Source organism: Variovorax sp. KK3, from assembly GCF_001984055.1.
Lineage (GTDB): Bacteria > Pseudomonadota > Gammaproteobacteria > Burkholderiales > Burkholderiaceae_C > Variovorax.
Genome location: NZ_LYVO01000030.1, coordinates 17,558 through 33,598, shown reverse-complemented (window position 1 = coordinate 33,598; position 16,041 = coordinate 17,558). Strand labels below are relative to the sequence as shown.

Here is a 16,041-nt window from a genome sequence, read left to right as displayed (position 1 = left end):
TTCAAAACAACGCAGGAGACAACACATGCAACCACTGTTCTCGAAGCCATGGCTCGCCGCCGCCGCGCTCGGCGCCGCGGCGCTGGCCGCACCCGTGGCAGCGCAGGACTACCCCACGCGCCCCGTGCAGGTGATCGTGGCCTTCCCTGCCGGCGGCAGCGCCGACATCGTGGGCCGGCACGTGATGCAGAAGCTCAGCGAAACGACGGGCGGCTCGTTCGTGGTCGAGAACCGCACCGGTGCCGGCGGCAACATCGCGTTCGCCGCGACTGCTGCGGCCAAGCCCGACGGCTACACCATCCTCTTCAGCACGCCCGGCATCGCGATCAACCCGAGCTTGTACAAGAAGGCCAACTACAAGCTCGAGGACTTCACGCCCATCGCGCTGATCGGCGAGGCGCCGCTCGTGCTGCTGGCCAACCCCAAGCTTCCGATCAAGTCGGTCCGTGACCTGGTCGAGGCCGGCAAGGGCAAGCCCGATGCCGTGCGCTTCGCGAGCTCGGGCAACGGCAGCTCGTCGCACCTGGCGATGGACGTGCTGCGCTCGATGACGGGCATGCAGTACCTGCACATCCCGTACCGCGGCGGCGGCCCGGCCATGCTCGACGTGATCGCAGGCCAGGTCGACGTGACCATGCTGCCCATTTCCGAAAGCATGCCCTACGTGCGCGACGGCCGACTGGTGTCGCTTGGCCAGACCGGCGCCAAGCGCTCGCCCATCGCGCCCGACATGCCGACCATCGAAGAGGGCGGCGTGAAGGGCTATTCGTCGACCACCTGGTACATGGTGCTTGGCCCGGCCGGCATGCCGAAGAACGTGGTCGCCACGCTGCAGACGCAGCTGGACCGCGTGCTGAAGATGCCGGACCTGCAGGAAAAGCTCAAGGGCGCGGGCGTCAGCGTGATCAACGGCAACTCGGAAGAGGCCAACGCGTTCCTGCATTCCGAATACAAGAAGTGGGCGGCGCTGATCAAGGCCTCCGGCACCGTCATCGAATAGGGCGGGCAGCAGCATGAAGCGCAGGCTCTTCCACGCGGCGATGCTCGCAGCCGGCATCGCGGCCGCGGCGCCGGTGTTCGCACAGGCGCCGGCCTGGCCCACCAAGCCGATCCGGCTGGTGGTGCCCTACACCCCCGCGGGCGGCACCGACATCCTCGGCCGCATGGTCGGCCGGCGTCTTGCCGATTCGCTCGGCGTACCGGTGCTGATCGACAACCGCCCGGGCTCCGACGGCAGCATCGGCACCGACATCGTCGCCAAGGCACCGCCGGACGGCTACACGTTGCTCATCGACGGCACCAGCCAGGCCTACAACGTGGCCTTCGGCAAGAAGCTGCCCTACGACTCGGCGCGCGACCTCGCACCCATCGTGCAGACGGCCAACCAGCAGGTGCTGCTGCTGGTGAGCACCAAGCTGCCCGTGAAGACGGTGGCCGAGCTGATCGACTACGCCAAGGCCAACCCCGGCAAGCTCAGCTACGGCGCGAGCTCCAACGCCAATGCCCTGCCGATGGAGCTGCTCAAGAGCATGACCGGCACGAACATCGTGCACGTGCCTTATCGCGGCTCGGGCCCGATGCTCAACGACCTGCTGGGCGGACAGGTCGAGCTGGCGATGAGCGGTGCGGCCGCGCCGCTGCCGCACGTGAAGGCCGGCAAGCTGCGCGTGCTGGGCATCGGCGACGACCAGCGCTCGCCTTCGCTGCCGGAGTTTCCGACCATCTCGGAGGCCGGCATTCCCGGCTTCCAGACCCTGCAGTGGAGCGGGATGTACGCGCCCGCGGGCACACCGCGCCCGGTCATCGAACGCATCAACCGCGAGGTGCTCGCCATCCTCGCGGACCCGGTGTTCAAGCAGCAGATGGTCGATGCCGGCTTCGACGTGGTGAACGGACCCAACACGCCCGAGCAGTGGGGCGGCCTCGTGGCCTCCGAGGTCACCAAGTGGAGCCGCATCGCCAAGATGGTCGGGCTCAAGGCCGACTGAAACACCTTCAACCGAATCGCAAGAGGACACCATCCGATGAGCAGCAACACGCCCGCCCTGCTGGAAGGCGCCACCCGCACCCTGGCCGAGTTCGCATCGGCCGTCGCCTTCGAGGACATCCCGAAGCAGGTCGTCGCACGCATGAAGACCAGCCTGCTCGACAGCATCGGCTGCTGCCTCTTTGGCGCCACGCTGCCATGGACGCAGCGCGTGCAGGCGATGGTCGAGGAGGAGGGCGCGCGGCCCGTGGCCTCGATCTTCGGCAGCGGGCGCAAGACGTCGGTGGCGGGTGCGGTGCTGGTCAACGCCACCGCGGGCCACGCCTTCGAGCTCGACGACATCCACAAGGAATCGATCGTGCATGCCGGCTCGATCGCGGTGCCGGTGGTGCTCGCCTTCGCCGAGCAGAAAGGGCGCGCATCGGGCCGCGAGCTGCTCACCGCGATGGCCACGGGCTACGAGATCGGCACGCGGGTCGGCAATGCGGCCACCATGGGCCTGTTCTTCCGCGGATTTCATCCGCAAGGTGCCTCAGGCGTGTTCGTGGCGGCGGCGTCCGCGGCGCGCATGCTCGAACTCGACGCCGGCCAGATGCAGCATGCGCTCGGCATCGTCGGCTCGCAGGCCGGCGGGCTGATGGCGGCACAGGAAGGCGCGATGGTCAAGCGCTTCCATTCTGGGCGCGCTGGCCAGAGCGGCGTGTACTCGGCGCTGCTCGCGCAACGCGGCTTCACCGGCATCGGCGACGTGCTGGAAGCCGGCTACGGCGGCTACCTGAGTTCCTATTCGGACAAGCCCAACGCGCCGCGCCTCACCGACGAGCTGGGCGCCGTGTGGGAAGCCGGCAAGGTCGGCTACAAGCCGCATGCCTGCGTGACCAGCATCCACTCGTCCCTCGACGCGTTCAAGCACCTGATGGACACGCACGGGCTCGCACCCGGTGACATCGAACGCGTCGACGTCGGCACCAGCAAGATGACCTACCAGCACTGCGCGTGGCAGTACAAGGCGCAGGGCGTGACGGCGGCGCAGATGAACCTGTTCTACGGCATCGCGGTCATCGCACACGACGGCGTCGCCTTCGTCGCGCAGTACGCCGAAGACCGCCTGGCCGAGCCGCGCCTCGTCGACTTCGTCGGCCGCGTGCATGCCCACATCGACGAAGAGATCGAAGGCATGGGCGCTGCCTTCCGCCATGCGGCGCGCGTGAAGGTGACGACGCGCGACGGCCGCAGTTTCAGCCACGAAATCCTGAATCGCCGCGGCAGCCCCGAGAACCCGATGACGGCTGAAGACGTGGAATACAAGTTCCGCAACGTCGTCGCATCGTGCCTGTCGCCGGCGCACATCGACCGCGTGATCGCGCTGGTCGACCGCATCGAGGAATCCGCCAGCTGCGACGAACTGATCGCGCTGCTGGCGGCGCCCCGCTGACCTTGCTTGGCCCCTTTTTTCGTTTTCACTCTTCTTCGACGACCTCATGAACCAGACCGCTTCCGCCTCAGCCTCCGCCGCCACGCTCGCCGACCAGTTGGGCGAACATTTCAGCCGCTTCAGCTACGCCGGCCTGACGGCCGACACCCGCAAGGCCGTCAAGCGCCTGCTGCTCGACTACATCGGCGTGGCCGTCTCCGGCAGCCAGACCGGCAGCGGCAAGATCGCACGCGCCTTCGCGGACGTGACCGGCGGCCATGCCGAGGCCACGCTGATCGGCGGCACGGGCCGCGTGCCGGCCATGCAGGCCGCTTTCGCCAACGCGATCTCTTCACACAGCGTGGAGCTGGACGACATCGACGTGCTGGCGCTGTTCCACTTCAGCCCGCCGGTGTATTCCGCCGCGCTCGCGACGGCCGAGCAGAAGGGCGCGAGCGGCAAGGACCTGCTGGTCGCGCTCGCGGCCGGCTGCGAAATGATGGAGCGCCTGAGCAAGGCGGCCAACAACTCGCTGCGCAACCGCGGCTTTCACACCACACCCACCTGCGGCGTATTCGGCGCAACTGTCGCAGCGGCCACGCTGCAGAAGCTGACTGCCGACCAGATCGTCTCGGCGCTCGGCCTGGCCGGCGCCTCGTCCGGGGGGCTCATGGAGATGTACGGGCCTTCGATGCAGAAGCGCTTCAATCCCGGCCCGGCGGCGCGCAACGGCGTCACCGCCGCGACCATCGCGGGACTGGGCTTCACGGGCGCATCGACCATCTTCGACGGCGAGCGCGGCTTTCTCGCGGCCTTCACCGACAAGAACGACCCGCAGCAACTCGTCGCGGGCCTCAACGACGACTACCAGCTCGACATCGAGTTCAAGCCCTACTCCTGCGCACGCCCGATCCACAACGCGATCGACTGTGCATTGGAGATTCGCCGCAAGCATTCGCCCGACCTGGACCGCGTGCGTTCGATCGAGATGGCGCGCCATCCCGAGTGGGCGCACTACCACCAGAACAAGCGGCCGCAGACGTACCACGAGGCCCAGGTCAGCCTGCCCTATTCGGTGGCAGTGGCGCTCACCGACGGCCAGGCGCTCTTCGCGCAGTACAACAACGCCCGCCTGCCGGAGCCGATGCTGCTGCGCCTGTCGGACCTGGTGAACATCGTGCCCGATGCCTCGCTGCCGCGCGGCGTGTCGTGCCGCATGACGATGACCATGGAAGACGGCACGCAACACATGTCGCAGGTCGACTATCCCAAGGGCTCGATCCAGAACCCGATGAACGACGACGAGCTGCGCGCCAAGTTCGACAGCCTCGTGCACCCGGTGCTGGGCGCCGGCCGCGCGACCGAGATCGCCGCGATGGTGCAGAACATCGAGGACATCGCCGACGTCGGCCAGCTCATGCAGCTCGCGTCGATGCCGGCGGGGCACTGAGCGATGACCGAGGCCGCCGCACTGCCGGACTATGAAGTGGTCGCGCTCCGATACGCGACCCGGGCCGGCGCGCGGCCCGATCACTTCGTCGGCGGCGATCCACACGATGTGCCGATGCCGATGGACTACTACCTGTGGGTGGTGCGCGATGCCGAGCGCCTGTTCCTGATCGACACCGGCTTCAATGCCGACATGGCGGTGAAGCGCCACCGCACGCTGCTGCGCACGCCGGCCGAGGCGCTGGGGCTGCTGGGCATCGAGCGCGACGACGTCGAGCAGATCGTCGTCACCCACCTGCACAACGACCACATCGGCACCTTCGACGAATACCCGAACGCGCGCTTCCATCTGCAGGACGACGAGATGGCGTTCGCCACCGGCCGCTACATGTGCTGCGAGCGCTTCGCCCGTGCCTACGAGGTCGAGCACGTGACGGGCATGGTGCGGCTGGCCTATCAGGACCGCATCGACTTCCGCCGCGGCGACGCCGAGATCGGCCCCGGCATCAGCGTGCACCGCATCGGCGGCCACACGGCCGGGCTGCAGGCAGTGCGGGTGCACACGGCGCGCGGCTGGGTCGTGCTGGCCTCCGACGCGAGCCACTACTACGAGCACTTCGAGACGAATCGCTGCTTTCCGCTGGTGTTCCACGTGGGCGACGTGCTCGAAGGCTACGCACGGCTGCTGGCACTGGCGGATTCGCCGCAGCACGTGATTCCCGGGCACGACCCGCTCGTCATGCACCGCTACGCGCCAGTGTCGCCGCAGCTCGAAGGCATCGCGGTGCGGCTGGATCTCGCACCGCTCGACACGGAAGGCCCTGCCTCATGAAGACGACTTTGAAGCTGCTGTTCGCCGCGGCACTTGCGGGATCGGCATTCCTGGCCGCGGCGCAGGCGTATCCGAACCGCGCGGTGCGGCTGATCGTGCCCTTCCCGCCCGGCGGCGGCACCGACATCATCGCGCGCCCGATCGCGCAGAAGCTCTCCGAAAAATGGGGCCAGCCGGTGGTTATCGACAACCGCGGCGGTGCTGGCGGCAACGTCGGCACCAGGGCCGCGGCCGAAGCGGCGCCTGACGGCTACACGCTGATCCTCGGCGTGCAGGGCACGCACGCGGTGAACCAGAGCCTCTACGCCAACGCGGGCTTCGATTCGACCAAGGACTTTGCGGCCATCACGATGGTGGCGAACACGCCGAACATCCTGGTGGTGCATCCCTCGGTGCCGGCCCAGTCCGTGGCCGAGCTGATCGCGCTGGCCAAGGCGAAGCCCGGCACGCTGAACTACGCGACGCCCGGCAACGGCACGCCGTCGCACCTGGCGACCGAGATGTTCAAGCGCATGGCCGGCATCGACCTGACGCACGTGCCTTACAAGGGCAGCGGCCCGGCGCTGGCCGACATGCTGGGCGGCCAGACCCAGGTGTGGATTGCCAACGCGCCGGTGGTGCTGCCGCACATCAAGGCCGGGAAGCTGCGCGCGCTGGCCAGCACGAGCGCGCGTCGCCCGGCGGCGGCAGCGGACATCCCGACGCTGGCGGAGGCCGGCCTTGCGGGCTACGAGGCCGACACCTGGTACGGCCTCTTCGCGCCGGCCAAGACGCCGAAGCCGGTGCTCGACAAGATTCACGCCGACGTGGTCGCCGTGCTGCAGTCGCCCGAGATCCGCGAGGCCTTCGCGCCGCAGGGTGCGGAGGTGGTCGCCAACAGTTCGGAAGCGTTCACCCGCCAGTTGAACGACGACGTCGCCAAGTGGAAGAAGGTGATCGCCGACCTCAAGCTGCGGATCGACTAGGCCATGCTCGCTGCGCGCCTCGGCGAGTTCGTCGCCGGCATCGACACCGCGGCGCTGCCGCCCGCGGTGATCGACGCCGTGCGGTTGCGCGTGCTCGACACCTTGGGCGCGGGGCTCGCGGGCGTCGCGCTGCATCACCACCGCGTGCTCGATCCGGTGCTCGAATCGGCGGGCAGCATCCGCGTCTGGGGCGACGGCATACCGCGCTCGGCGCGCGAGGCCGCGCTGGTCAACAGCTTCGCGGCGCATTCGACCTATCTGGAAGACGGCTCGCGCTTCACGGGCGGCCACCCTTCGTCGGTCGTCGTGCCGGCGGTGTTGGCCGATGGGCAGGCGCGCGGCGCGACCGGCGCCGAGATGATCGCGGCCGTGCTCGCCGGCTACGAAGTCTTTCTTCGCCTGGGCCGGGCCATCTACCCGGCTTGCGTGCAGCGCGGCTTCCAGAGCACCGCCGTGCTCGGCGCCGTGGCGTCCGCCGCGGCCGTCGCGCGCTTGCGCCGCTTGTCGCCCGAGGCCTGCGGGCACGCCATCGCGATCGGCGCGAACCTGGGCGTCGGGATGAAGGAAGCCTTGAAGAGCTCGGCGACGCAGCCGATCCAGGTCGCGCGCGCTTGCGAGGGCGGCATGGTCGCAGCCGCGTTGGCGCAAGCCGGGCACGAAGGCGCGGCACGGGTTCTGGAGAACGGCTTCCTGCCGGGCTTCGGCGCCGGTGCGGACCACGTGGCCGGAGCGGATCTCGCGGCCATCGTTGAAGGCCTGGGCCGCGAGTTCCGGATCGGCGAGACCTACCTCAAGCGCCACGCAGGCTGCCGCGGCAACCATGCGCCGCTGGACTGCGCGCTCGAACTGATCTCGGCCGAGCGGCTGGGCGCGAGCGACGTGCAGCGCGTCACCGTGGCCGTCGACAGCGTGACCCGCGCCGCCGCCATCGAGCCGCCGCGCAATGGCGAGCAGGCCCAGTTCAGCATCGGCTTCTCGGTGGCGCTGGCATTCGTCGATGGCGATGCGTCGATCTTCAGCTACACCGATGCCAGGCTCGCGGACGAGGCCGTGCGCGCGATGATGGCGCGCATCGAGGTCGTGGTCGACCCAGCGCTCGACGCGCGCTACCCCATGGAACGCGGTGCCTGGATCGACGTGGAAACCCGCTCGGGCCGGCGTGCGCGGCATGCCGTGACCAACGCGCGCGGCGAGCCCGAGTGGCCGCTGACCGCGCAGGACGTCGAGCGCAAATTCCTCGCGCTTGCGTCGCCTTGCCTCGGCATTGCCCGAGCGCAAGCGCTACGCGACGCCATCGCCCGCATGGAAGACATCGACGCCGCGCAGATCGCTGCGCTGCTCGCACCCGCTTCGACAAGTTAGACCAGGAGACAAGATGAAGACAACCCATCGATCCGCACCGGCCCGGCGCCGTCTGCTCGGCGCGGCCGCACTGGGCGCGTTCGTGCTGGCCACGCACGGCGGCTTGGCGCACGCACAGGCGGACTACCCCAACCGGCCCATCAACCTGATCGTCGGCTTCCCGCCCGGCGGATCGAACGACATCGTCGCGCGCATCATCGCGCCGCGCCTCGGCGATGCGCTCGGCGTGCCGGTGGTGGTCGTCAACAAGCCCGGAAGCAATGCGCTCATCGGCACCGAGTTCGTCGCCCGTTCGGCGCCCGACGGCTACACCATCACGCTGGCGAGCGCGAGCCCGCTGGTCATCAGCCCGAGCACCTACGCGAAGATGCCCTTCGACGCGCTGAACGACCTGGTGGGCATCACGACGGTGGCGAACACGCCCGAGCTGGTGGCGGTGCATCCCTCGGTGCAGGCCAAGACGTTGCAGGAGTTGATCGCGCTGTCGAAGACGCGCGAGGTCTCGCTCTCGTCGTCAGGCAACGGCGGGCTGCCGCATCTGGCGATCGAGCTCCTGCGCACCGCGACCAGCGGAAAGTTCCTGCACGTGCCGTACAAGGGCGCGGGGCCGGCCGTGACCGACACGGTGGGCGGCCAAGTCGACGGCGTCATCATGGACCTGCCGGCACTGCAGGCGATGGTCGCCAACGGGCGCTTGCGGCCGATCGCCATCACCAACACGGCGCGTGCGCCCTCGCTGCCCGACACGCCGACCTCGGTCGAGCAGGGCATGCCGGGACTGCTGGCCTTCAACTGGTTCGCGGTGATGGCGCCGGCGAAGACGCCGAAGCCGATCGTCGACAAGCTCTATGCGGCCCTCGTCAAGGTCGCGCATTCGCCCGAGGTGAAGGAGGCGATGCTCAAGGTCGGCGTCGAGCCGCTGACGCATGCGTCGCCGGACGCCTTCGCCGTCTTCATGCGCGAGGAGACGACGCGCTGGGGCAAGGTGGCGCGCGAGTCGGGCGCCAAGGCCGACCAATGAACGACGAGACGAGCACATGGACGACCTGAACGCCTGGAAGCCGCTCGCGCGCGAGCATCGCGGCATCACGCTGGCCCTGGCCGGCTTCATCGCATCGCTGCGCCCGCAGGCCGTGCCGGCCGCCACGCGCGAGGTGCTGGCCAAGGCGGTGGTCGACGCCATCGGCTGCGGGCTCTACGGCCTCACGACGCCCTGGGGCCGCACCCTGCGTGCCTTCGCGGCGGAGCAGGGCGGGCCGGCCGAGGCGGGGCTCTGGGGCGCCGCGCAGCGGGTTAGCGTGGGCCACAGCGTGCTCGCGAGCGGCACCGCCATCCACAGCTTCGACTTCGACGACCACAGCCGCGCGAAGATCCATCCGGGTGCGGTCGTGGTGCCGGTCGCGCTGGCGCTGGGCGAGCGCGAGAAGGCACCCGGCAGCGTCGTGATGGCCGCGATCGCGGCCGGCTACGAAACCATGAACCGCGTGAGCCAGGCCGCGAACCCCGGGCGTGCGCGCATGCGCGGCTGGCACCTGACCGGCACCTGCGGCACCTTCGCCGCGGCGGCGACGGCCAGCGTCATCCTCGGCCTCGATGCGCAGACCACGGCGAGCGCGCTGGGCCTGGCGGGCACGCAGTCGGCGGGGCTGTGGGCCTTCACCACCGACGGCTCGATGAGCAAGCGCATGCACCCGGGCCGCGCTGCGCAGGACGGCGTGACCGCGGCGCTGCTGGCCGCGCGCGGCTTCGAAGGGCCGCGCTACATCCTCGAGGCGGAGGACGGCGGCTTCCTGTTCGCCATGTCCGACGCACCGCGCCCGGGCCGCATCACCGACGGGCTGGGCGAGCGCTGGCATGCCGATGCGACCTGCTTCAAGCCGCACGCCTGCTGCGGCAGCAACCATGCCTGCGTCGATGCAGCGATTCTCATCATGCGCGAGCACCGCCTGGGCATCGACGACGTCGAGCGCGTGATCGCCGGCATCCCGAGCGTCGTGCAGACGCAGACCGGCTTCGACTACGAGGCCGATTCCGTGCTCAACGCGCAGATGAGCCTGCGCTACAACATCGCGGTCGCCATGTGCGACGGACAGGCCTACCTGGAGCAGTTCACGCGCGAGCGCATCGTCGAGCCGCGCACGGTGGCGCTGGCGCAGCGCGTGGAGATCGAGATCGACCCCGAGATCGACGCTGCCTATCCCGAGATCTACGGTGGCCGCGTCAGCGTGGTGACGCGCGACGGCCGCACCATCAGCCAGCGCGTCGACTATTCGCGCGGCATGCCCGAGAACCCGATGCCGCACGACGAGATCGAGCGCAAGTTCATGTCGCTGGCCTCCGTGGCCGTGGGCGCCGAGCGGGCGGTGGAGATTCTTGCGCTGGCGAACAGTGTGTTCGACGCCGATTCGATGGCGCCGCTCAATGCGGTGCTGACGGCGTCGGCGGTGGCGGAGTTTCCGCAGTAGCCGAAGGGGTGCCCGGCAGAAATTGATGATCGAGTGGCCTGTGCTTAGACTGCATCGAACATCGACCGCACAGGAGCCCCGATCATGAAAACCCACACCCCCATCGTCGCATTCGCCTTGCTGGTCGCGGCGATGTCCGCGCCTGCCCAGAACCAGATGCTCGACTCGTTGAAGGAAAAGCTCAACAAATCCAATGCGACATCGGGCACCAGCAGCGGCACTGGCGAGAGCACCGGTGGTGCGGCCGGTGCCGGTGCCGCACTCGCGAGCGGCCTCGGCCTGTCGATGCCGGCAGTGGGTTCGAGCACCATGGGCAATGCAGCCGGCGTGCTGCAGTACTGCATCAAGAACAACTACCTGAGCGCCGATGCCGCCACCAGCGTCAAGGACAAGCTGCTGGGCGCAGTCACGGGCCAGAAGCCGCAGCAGACCGGCTATGCCAACGGCGCCAAGGGCCTGCTGCAGGGCAGCGACGGCAAGTCCCTGAACATCAAGAACATCAGCGGGAAGCTCAAGACGAAGGCCTGCGACTACGTGCTGGCGAATGCCAAGTCGCTGGTCTGACGGCCGGGCATCCCGACGCGGGCGTGTGGAGCCCCAAAGAGAAAGCCCGCCAGGGGCGGGCTTCGGGACATGTGGTCGTGAACTCTTACGCGGTCCACGCTACGTGCTTTGAGATGCAGTGTCGCCCATGAATTTTCTTGTCGGTGGCGGCATCGATCGACTTCCCGTCGTGAGAAACGGGGACCCGCTCGATCGTGAGCGGGTGAGGCATTGTACGGGTTTGCGGTCGGGCTTCGAGATCTGCGGTTGGTCGCCTTGTTCATCGGCCAATTTGAGAGCATCCCGGCCTCGCTTCGTCAAACAAAGCACCGTCGCAAACGGCTGGTCGGATCCGATCGGAGAGGTGAGTGCGGCGATGCATTCGGTTCTTCGCAGCACGCGGACTCGATCGACCAGGAGGGGGTCTCTGACGGTGATGGGCAACCGTTGTGCCGCCAGTTCACGCAAGAACTCTAGTGCCATGTCGGACTCCTTTCAGCTTGGCAGTTCTAGGGGTGGCATGAGAGCGGCGGGAAGCTCGCCCTCCGGGGCAATCTGGATGCGAGCAGTCCGATTTCAAGGGGCGCGACCCGGTCCGGGATGAGGCGGCCACCCTGGGAAAGTGAAGCACGGCCTGGACCGCAGGGTGCCTCCCTCTTTGCGTCTTCACGAAAAGGTGCCGGCGGAACCCAAGCACGGCCTGTTGAAGCTGCGTATTCCGAAGGTCGGGCGGAGCCGCGGCGCGCGAGACCCAGACCGTCTGACTCACACTTTGCCCCGACCGGACCCCTCTGGCCGGGGCGGGGTCGGGATCGCTGGTGCCCCCGACAGGAATCGAACCTGTATCTGAGTCTTAGGAGGACCCCGTTCTATCCATTGAACTACAGGGACAAGGGCAAAGGGCGCAGGCGGTCGCGACTTTACCAGTTCGACGGGGTGCGAGGCCCGGTCAGTCGTACTTGAGCGTGTAGATCAGGTCCACCCCGCTCTGCTGCCCGGCCTGCCCGCGCAGCGTCAGGCTGCGGGTGAGGTCGTAGAAGATGAAGAGCGAGCCCAGCGTACCCGACAGGCTGCGCTCGTAGGTGACGTAGAAGTCCTTCGACAGCCGCTTGCCCAGCGTCACGGCCGAGTCGCGCACGTCGCCGCCGCTGCCAGGGCCCTTGAAGCCAATCTCGTCGAGGCCGAAGCGGCTGGCGAGCCCGCCGCCCGGGCTGCCGGAGCCGAGCTTGCCCAAGAGCGCCAGCGCGGCTTGCTGCAGCAGCACCGATTCGCCGCCGCTGGTGGCCGAGGCGCGGCCCAGGATGACCCACGACAAGGTCTCGGCGTCGGACAGCGCGGGCTCGGAGTACAGCCGCACGCGCGGCGATTGAGCGCTGCCGGTGATCTGCACGCCGGCACGCTGCGAGATGTTGGGCCGGATGGCGAGGATGTCGAGCGCCGGGTTGTCGTAGGGGCCGTTGAAGCGGGCGATGCCGGTTTCGACGTCGAGCCGCTGGCCGTAGGCGCGGTACTGGCCCTTGATGATGCGCACCTCGCCGGTGATGCGCGGCGGCACGTTCAAGGCGGTGCTGCGGACGTCGAGCTTGCCCTCCAGCCGGGTCGTGATGCCGCGGCCCTGCACCGCGAAATCGTCGCCGAGGTCGAAGCCGATGGCGATGTCGGGCGGCTTGGCGGTCTGGGCGCGCGCGCCCTGCGCTTCTTCGGTGGCGGTGGCCGCAGCCGCGGCGGCGGCCTGGCGGCGGGCTGCTTCGGCCGCCTCGCGTTCCTTGGCGGCGGAGCGCACGACCACGTCGCTGCCCAGGGATGGGGCCGTCTCGTCGGGCAGGATGATCACGGCACGGTCGGTTTTCAGGTCGCCGCGCACGGTGAACTGGCCGTTGTCCAGCCGCGTCTGCAGGTCGCCCGACAGCGTGACCTGGCGATCGGTGCGCACCAGCACGCGCAGCTTGCGCAACTGGGTCTGCATCGCCATGCGGATGCCGGTGCCGGTGGCCGGCGCGGCGCCCCAGCTCATTTCTCCGCGCACGGACAGGGTGCCGCCGTCGCTCGCGGCCTCGCTGGCCGCGGTGCTGAGGTTGCCGCTCTGGCCCGGGATGCGGGTGGTGCTGCCTCGGCCGCCCTTCAGCGTGAACTCGGTGATCTCCATGCGATCGCCGGTCAGCGATGCGCGCAAGCGGCCGTCGCGCAGGTCCAGCCCCTCGACGAGGGCGCGCAGCGCGAGTTGGTTGGCTGCGAGGGTGCCGTTCCAGCGCGGCACTTCGCGGTTGCCGGACAGGGTCGCATCGGCTTCGAGCGTGCCGGCCACGCGCCAGCCCGGCGGCGCGAGCATCGACCACACGCCGAGGTTGGGCAGCCGTGCGCTGATCTTGCCATCGAGCGGCGCATCGGGTGCCCATTGCCAGCCGCCCGCGCGTTGCTGCACCCGCGTGCCGGCCTGGGCGTTGATCTGGCCTGCGCGTTCGCTGTCCCAGGCGAGGTTGGCCTTGACGGCGTCGCCTTCGGCGTCGAGCGTGAATTCGGCGCGGCGCAGGCCGGCCGGCGTGCTGAGGCCTTCGCCGGCCGCGTTCATGGTGCGTTCGCTCGCGGTGCCGGTGCCGCGGCTGGTGATGCGGGTGACGAGCGCGGCCTCGCCGGCCTGCACGCGAATGTCGCCACTGGCGCGGTTGAGGCGGGCGCGCGCGCGCAGCGCGTCGCCGGCATCGATGTCCCAGTCGCCGTCGAAGATCAGGTCGCCGCTGATGCCCATCTCGGACAGGGCCTTGTTTTCGCCCAGCGCCTCGGTCCATGCCATCGGCAGCCCGCGCAGCCGGCCTTGCGACTTGAGCCGGAACACGCGGCCCGATGCACCGCCGCTGTGGCTGTAGCGCAGCGGCTCCCAGTCGATGCGCACGGTGCCGGGCACCGGGCCGCGCAGCACGGCGCCGGCGGCGGATGCGTCGACTTGCAGGCGGTCCGCATCGCCCGTTTGTACGGTGGCGCTGACCGGCCGATCCAGGGTCAGCACCCACGGGCCGGGACGCGCGCTGTCCTTGGCTTCGAGCCGCAGGGTCGAGATCGAGGCGCGCCATTGCCGCGCGCGCTCCAGGCCGCCGCCGGCGGTGGTGTCGAGCCTGATCGTCTGCGTGCCGGTGGTGGCTTCGCCCTTGAGTGCCAGCGTGGCCTGCGCGAGGCTGCCGGCCAGCTCGGCGCTCAGGTCGCGCAGTTGGACGTCCGTTGCCGGTGCGCCCTCGGCGGACGGCGGCATGCGCAGTGCCAGGCGCGGCACCGTCAGCTGGGCCTTGATGGTCGGGTCGGCCTGTCCGCGCGCGGCGGGCGCATTGGCGTTCTGCAGCCGTCGCTGCACCGCCTGCCAGCCGCCTTGCCAGCTCGCGTCGAGCCTCGCGCTGCCTTGCGCCGATGCGCCGGCGAAGGCGGACGACAGCCCTGGCAGGCCTTCGACCCAGCGCTGCAGCACGGCGGCGTCGTCGACGCGCGCCTGGATGTCGCCGCCTCCGCTGGCGGGCGCGATGCGGCCCTTGACCTGCGCCTGCCCGCCAGGCATCGAGAGCTTGACGTCGCCGCTGCCGCCCTGCTCGGCCACGCGCAGCTGCAGCTGCCCTTCGACCGTGGCGCTGGCGGCGTCGACGCGCAGCGTGCGCAGGTCCAGCACCTGGGTCGAGAGCGTGTATTGGCCGCGGGCCTGGGCGCGATCGAGGCGCAGGCCCTGCAGCACCTTGCTGCCGGTGCGGCCGGCGGATTGGAGCGCCAGGTCGAAGGCGATCGCGTCGTCGCGCTGCCGGGCCTCGACACGTCCGTTCACCGGCGGGCCCGCCAGCTCGGTGTGCAGGGCGCCGGGCTGTACGCCGAGCACGGTGGCCGTGATGTCCCAGGGCGCCGGGGCGGGGCTCCATGCACCCGCTGCGTCGATGCGTCCGCCGCCGGCGCGCACGGTGGCTTCGGGCAGGGTCCAGGTGCTGCCGTCGTAGACGGTGCGGACCCGCACCTGCTCGACCGGGAGCTTGCGTTCGTTCCAGGGTCCGGGGCGTGCGTTGCGGATGTCGGCGCGGGCCTGCCAGACGGTGGTGCCGGCGGTGGCGGCGGGATCGGGGCCGGCCTGGATCTCGCCGCTCAGTTGCGTGGCCGGCGCTTCGGGCCACAACAAGGCGAGATCGAGGTTCTGCAGCTTCGCGTCGGCGTCGATCACGGGCTGCGGCAGCCAAGGCGCGATGTTGGCGCGCAGCTGCGCTTGCATCGGATCGGGGGTGCCTTCTTCCGCAGGGCGGACCTGCGCCTCGATGGCCAGCTTTGCATCGGCGGTGGCGAGCGTGCCCTTGATCTTGGCGTCGGCCAGCAGGTCGATGGTGCGGCCCTCCGCGAGCGGGGCGCGAACGCGGCCTTCGAGCGCGGCATCGAGGGCCATCGGCGCCGAGCCCTGCAGCGCGACGCGCGCGGCGTAGTGGCCTTCGGCGATGTCGACGCCTTCGATGTCGACCTGATGCTTGTCGCTGCTGTACTTGTAGCTGCCGGCCAGCATGTCGGCGCGCAGCTCGGGCGGGCCGGCCCAGCGCAGGGTGTCGATGCGGAAGGGCAACTCCACGTCCACCGGCAGCACGATGGGCGTTAGCGGTTCGAGCGGCTTGTTTTCCTTGGGCCCACGCGGCTCGATCGACACCTGCGTCGCGTGCACCTCGCCCAGCTTCACCTTGCGCTCCAGCAGCGGCGGCAGCGTCCAGCCGATGGTGGCCTCGTGCACCTCGACGGCCAGGCTCTCGCTCTGCCAGCGCAGGAAGCCGATGCGGCCGCCCGCGCGCAGCGAGCCGGTGACCTCGCGGCTTTCGAGCGTCTGGCCGGGCGGCAGGTAGCGCGCCGCCTTGGCGAGTGCGAAGGCCAGCGAATCGTTGGTGCCCAGCCACCACCAGGCGCCGCCGACGAGTGCGACCACGAGCACGACCGAGCCCAACAGGCTCCAGGCCGCTGCGCGCAATGCACGTCGGCCGCGAGAGCGGCGCGGCGCGAGGGAGGCGGGCTGGGTGTCCGGTTCCATC

At 69.6% G+C, this 16,041-nt stretch carries 11 protein-coding genes and 1 tRNA gene; 10 read left to right on the top strand and 2 right to left on the bottom strand.

What is annotated here, in order from left to right; all coding sequences use genetic code 11:
- Positions 1–25 precede the first annotated feature (25 nt).
- The 10 genes from B0W80_RS16190 (at position 26) to B0W80_RS16145 (ending at position 11,038) form a co-directional block, all read left to right on the top strand.
- Positions 26–1,000 carry a tripartite tricarboxylate transporter substrate binding protein gene (locus B0W80_RS16190; RefSeq protein ID WP_077000188.1) on the top strand — a complete coding sequence of 325 codons (975 nt, stop codon included), beginning with the start codon at positions 26–28 and terminating at the stop codon, positions 998–1,000.
- Positions 1,001–1,013: 13 nt separating this feature from the next.
- Positions 1,014–1,988, top strand: a complete 975-nt coding sequence (locus B0W80_RS16185) for a tripartite tricarboxylate transporter substrate binding protein (RefSeq protein ID WP_077000187.1) — start codon at positions 1,014–1,016, stop codon at positions 1,986–1,988.
- 36 nt (positions 1,989–2,024) lie between these two features.
- Complete coding sequence (locus B0W80_RS16180; protein ID WP_077000186.1) at positions 2,025–3,422, top strand: MmgE/PrpD family protein; 1,398 nt, start codon at positions 2,025–2,027, stop codon at positions 3,420–3,422.
- Positions 3,423–3,468: 46 nt separating this feature from the next.
- Positions 3,469–4,851, top strand: a complete 1,383-nt coding sequence (locus tag B0W80_RS16175) for an MmgE/PrpD family protein (protein WP_077000185.1) — start codon at positions 3,469–3,471, stop codon at positions 4,849–4,851.
- Between the two features lie 3 nt (positions 4,852–4,854).
- Positions 4,855–5,682, top strand: coding sequence for an N-acyl homoserine lactonase family protein (locus B0W80_RS16170; protein ID WP_077000184.1), 828 nt, complete (start codon positions 4,855–4,857; stop codon positions 5,680–5,682).
- Positions 5,679–6,647, top strand: a complete 969-nt coding sequence (locus tag B0W80_RS16165; RefSeq protein ID WP_077000183.1) for a tripartite tricarboxylate transporter substrate binding protein — start codon at positions 5,679–5,681, stop codon at positions 6,645–6,647. Before B0W80_RS16170 ends, B0W80_RS16165 begins: the two co-directional genes overlap by 4 nt.
- 3 nt (positions 6,648–6,650) lie before the next feature.
- The gene (locus B0W80_RS16160) at positions 6,651–8,009 is read left to right on the top strand and encodes an MmgE/PrpD family protein (protein WP_077000182.1); all 1,359 of its coding nucleotides are present in this window, start codon (positions 6,651–6,653) and stop codon (positions 8,007–8,009) included.
- Between the two features lie 13 nt (positions 8,010–8,022).
- Positions 8,023–9,030, top strand: coding sequence for a tripartite tricarboxylate transporter substrate binding protein (locus tag B0W80_RS16155; protein WP_077000181.1), 1,008 nt, complete (start codon positions 8,023–8,025; stop codon positions 9,028–9,030).
- Between the two features lie 16 nt (positions 9,031–9,046).
- The gene (locus B0W80_RS16150; RefSeq protein ID WP_077000180.1) at positions 9,047–10,474 is read left to right on the top strand and encodes an MmgE/PrpD family protein; all 1,428 of its coding nucleotides are present in this window, start codon (positions 9,047–9,049) and stop codon (positions 10,472–10,474) included.
- Positions 10,475–10,558: 84 nt separating this feature from the next.
- Positions 10,559–11,038 carry a DUF2501 domain-containing protein gene (locus B0W80_RS16145; RefSeq protein WP_077000179.1) on the top strand — a complete coding sequence of 160 codons (480 nt, stop codon included), beginning with the start codon at positions 10,559–10,561 and terminating at the stop codon, positions 11,036–11,038.
- 795 nt (positions 11,039–11,833) lie between these two features.
- Here the strand turns inward: B0W80_RS16145 and B0W80_RS16135 are convergent.
- Positions 11,834–11,908 (bottom strand) — tRNA-Arg (locus B0W80_RS16135).
- A 58-nt stretch (positions 11,909–11,966) separates the two neighbouring features.
- Positions 11,967–16,040: a translocation/assembly module TamB domain-containing protein gene (locus B0W80_RS16130; protein WP_077000177.1), complete on the bottom strand. Its 4,074-nt coding sequence runs from the start codon at positions 16,038–16,040 to the stop codon at positions 11,967–11,969.
- Position 16,041 lies beyond the last annotated feature (1 nt).

Bases quoted from the DNA above. Each gene is read 5' to 3' on its own strand.
- B0W80_RS16165 (WP_077000183.1), top strand. From the start codon at position 5,679: ATGAAGACGACTTTGAAGCTGCTGTTCGCCGCGGCACTTGCGGGATCG.
- B0W80_RS16145 (WP_077000179.1), top strand. From the start codon at position 10,559: ATGAAAACCCACACCCCCATCGTCGCATTCGCCTTGCTGGTCGCGGCG.
- B0W80_RS16185 (WP_077000187.1), top strand. From the start codon at position 1,014: ATGAAGCGCAGGCTCTTCCACGCGGCGATGCTCGCAGCCGGCATCGCG.
- B0W80_RS16190 (WP_077000188.1), top strand. From the start codon at position 26: ATGCAACCACTGTTCTCGAAGCCATGGCTCGCCGCCGCCGCGCTCGGC.
- B0W80_RS16155 (WP_077000181.1), top strand. From the start codon at position 8,023: ATGAAGACAACCCATCGATCCGCACCGGCCCGGCGCCGTCTGCTCGGC.
- B0W80_RS16150 (WP_077000180.1), top strand. From the start codon at position 9,047: ATGGACGACCTGAACGCCTGGAAGCCGCTCGCGCGCGAGCATCGCGGC.
- B0W80_RS16180 (WP_077000186.1), top strand. From the start codon at position 2,025: ATGAGCAGCAACACGCCCGCCCTGCTGGAAGGCGCCACCCGCACCCTG.
- B0W80_RS16130 (WP_077000177.1), bottom strand. From the start codon at position 16,040: ATGGAACCGGACACCCAGCCCGCCTCCCTCGCGCCGCGCCGCTCTCGC.
- B0W80_RS16175 (WP_077000185.1), top strand. From the start codon at position 3,469: ATGAACCAGACCGCTTCCGCCTCAGCCTCCGCCGCCACGCTCGCCGAC.
- B0W80_RS16160 (WP_077000182.1), top strand. From the start codon at position 6,651: ATGCTCGCTGCGCGCCTCGGCGAGTTCGTCGCCGGCATCGACACCGCG.
- B0W80_RS16170 (WP_077000184.1), top strand. From the start codon at position 4,855: ATGACCGAGGCCGCCGCACTGCCGGACTATGAAGTGGTCGCGCTCCGA.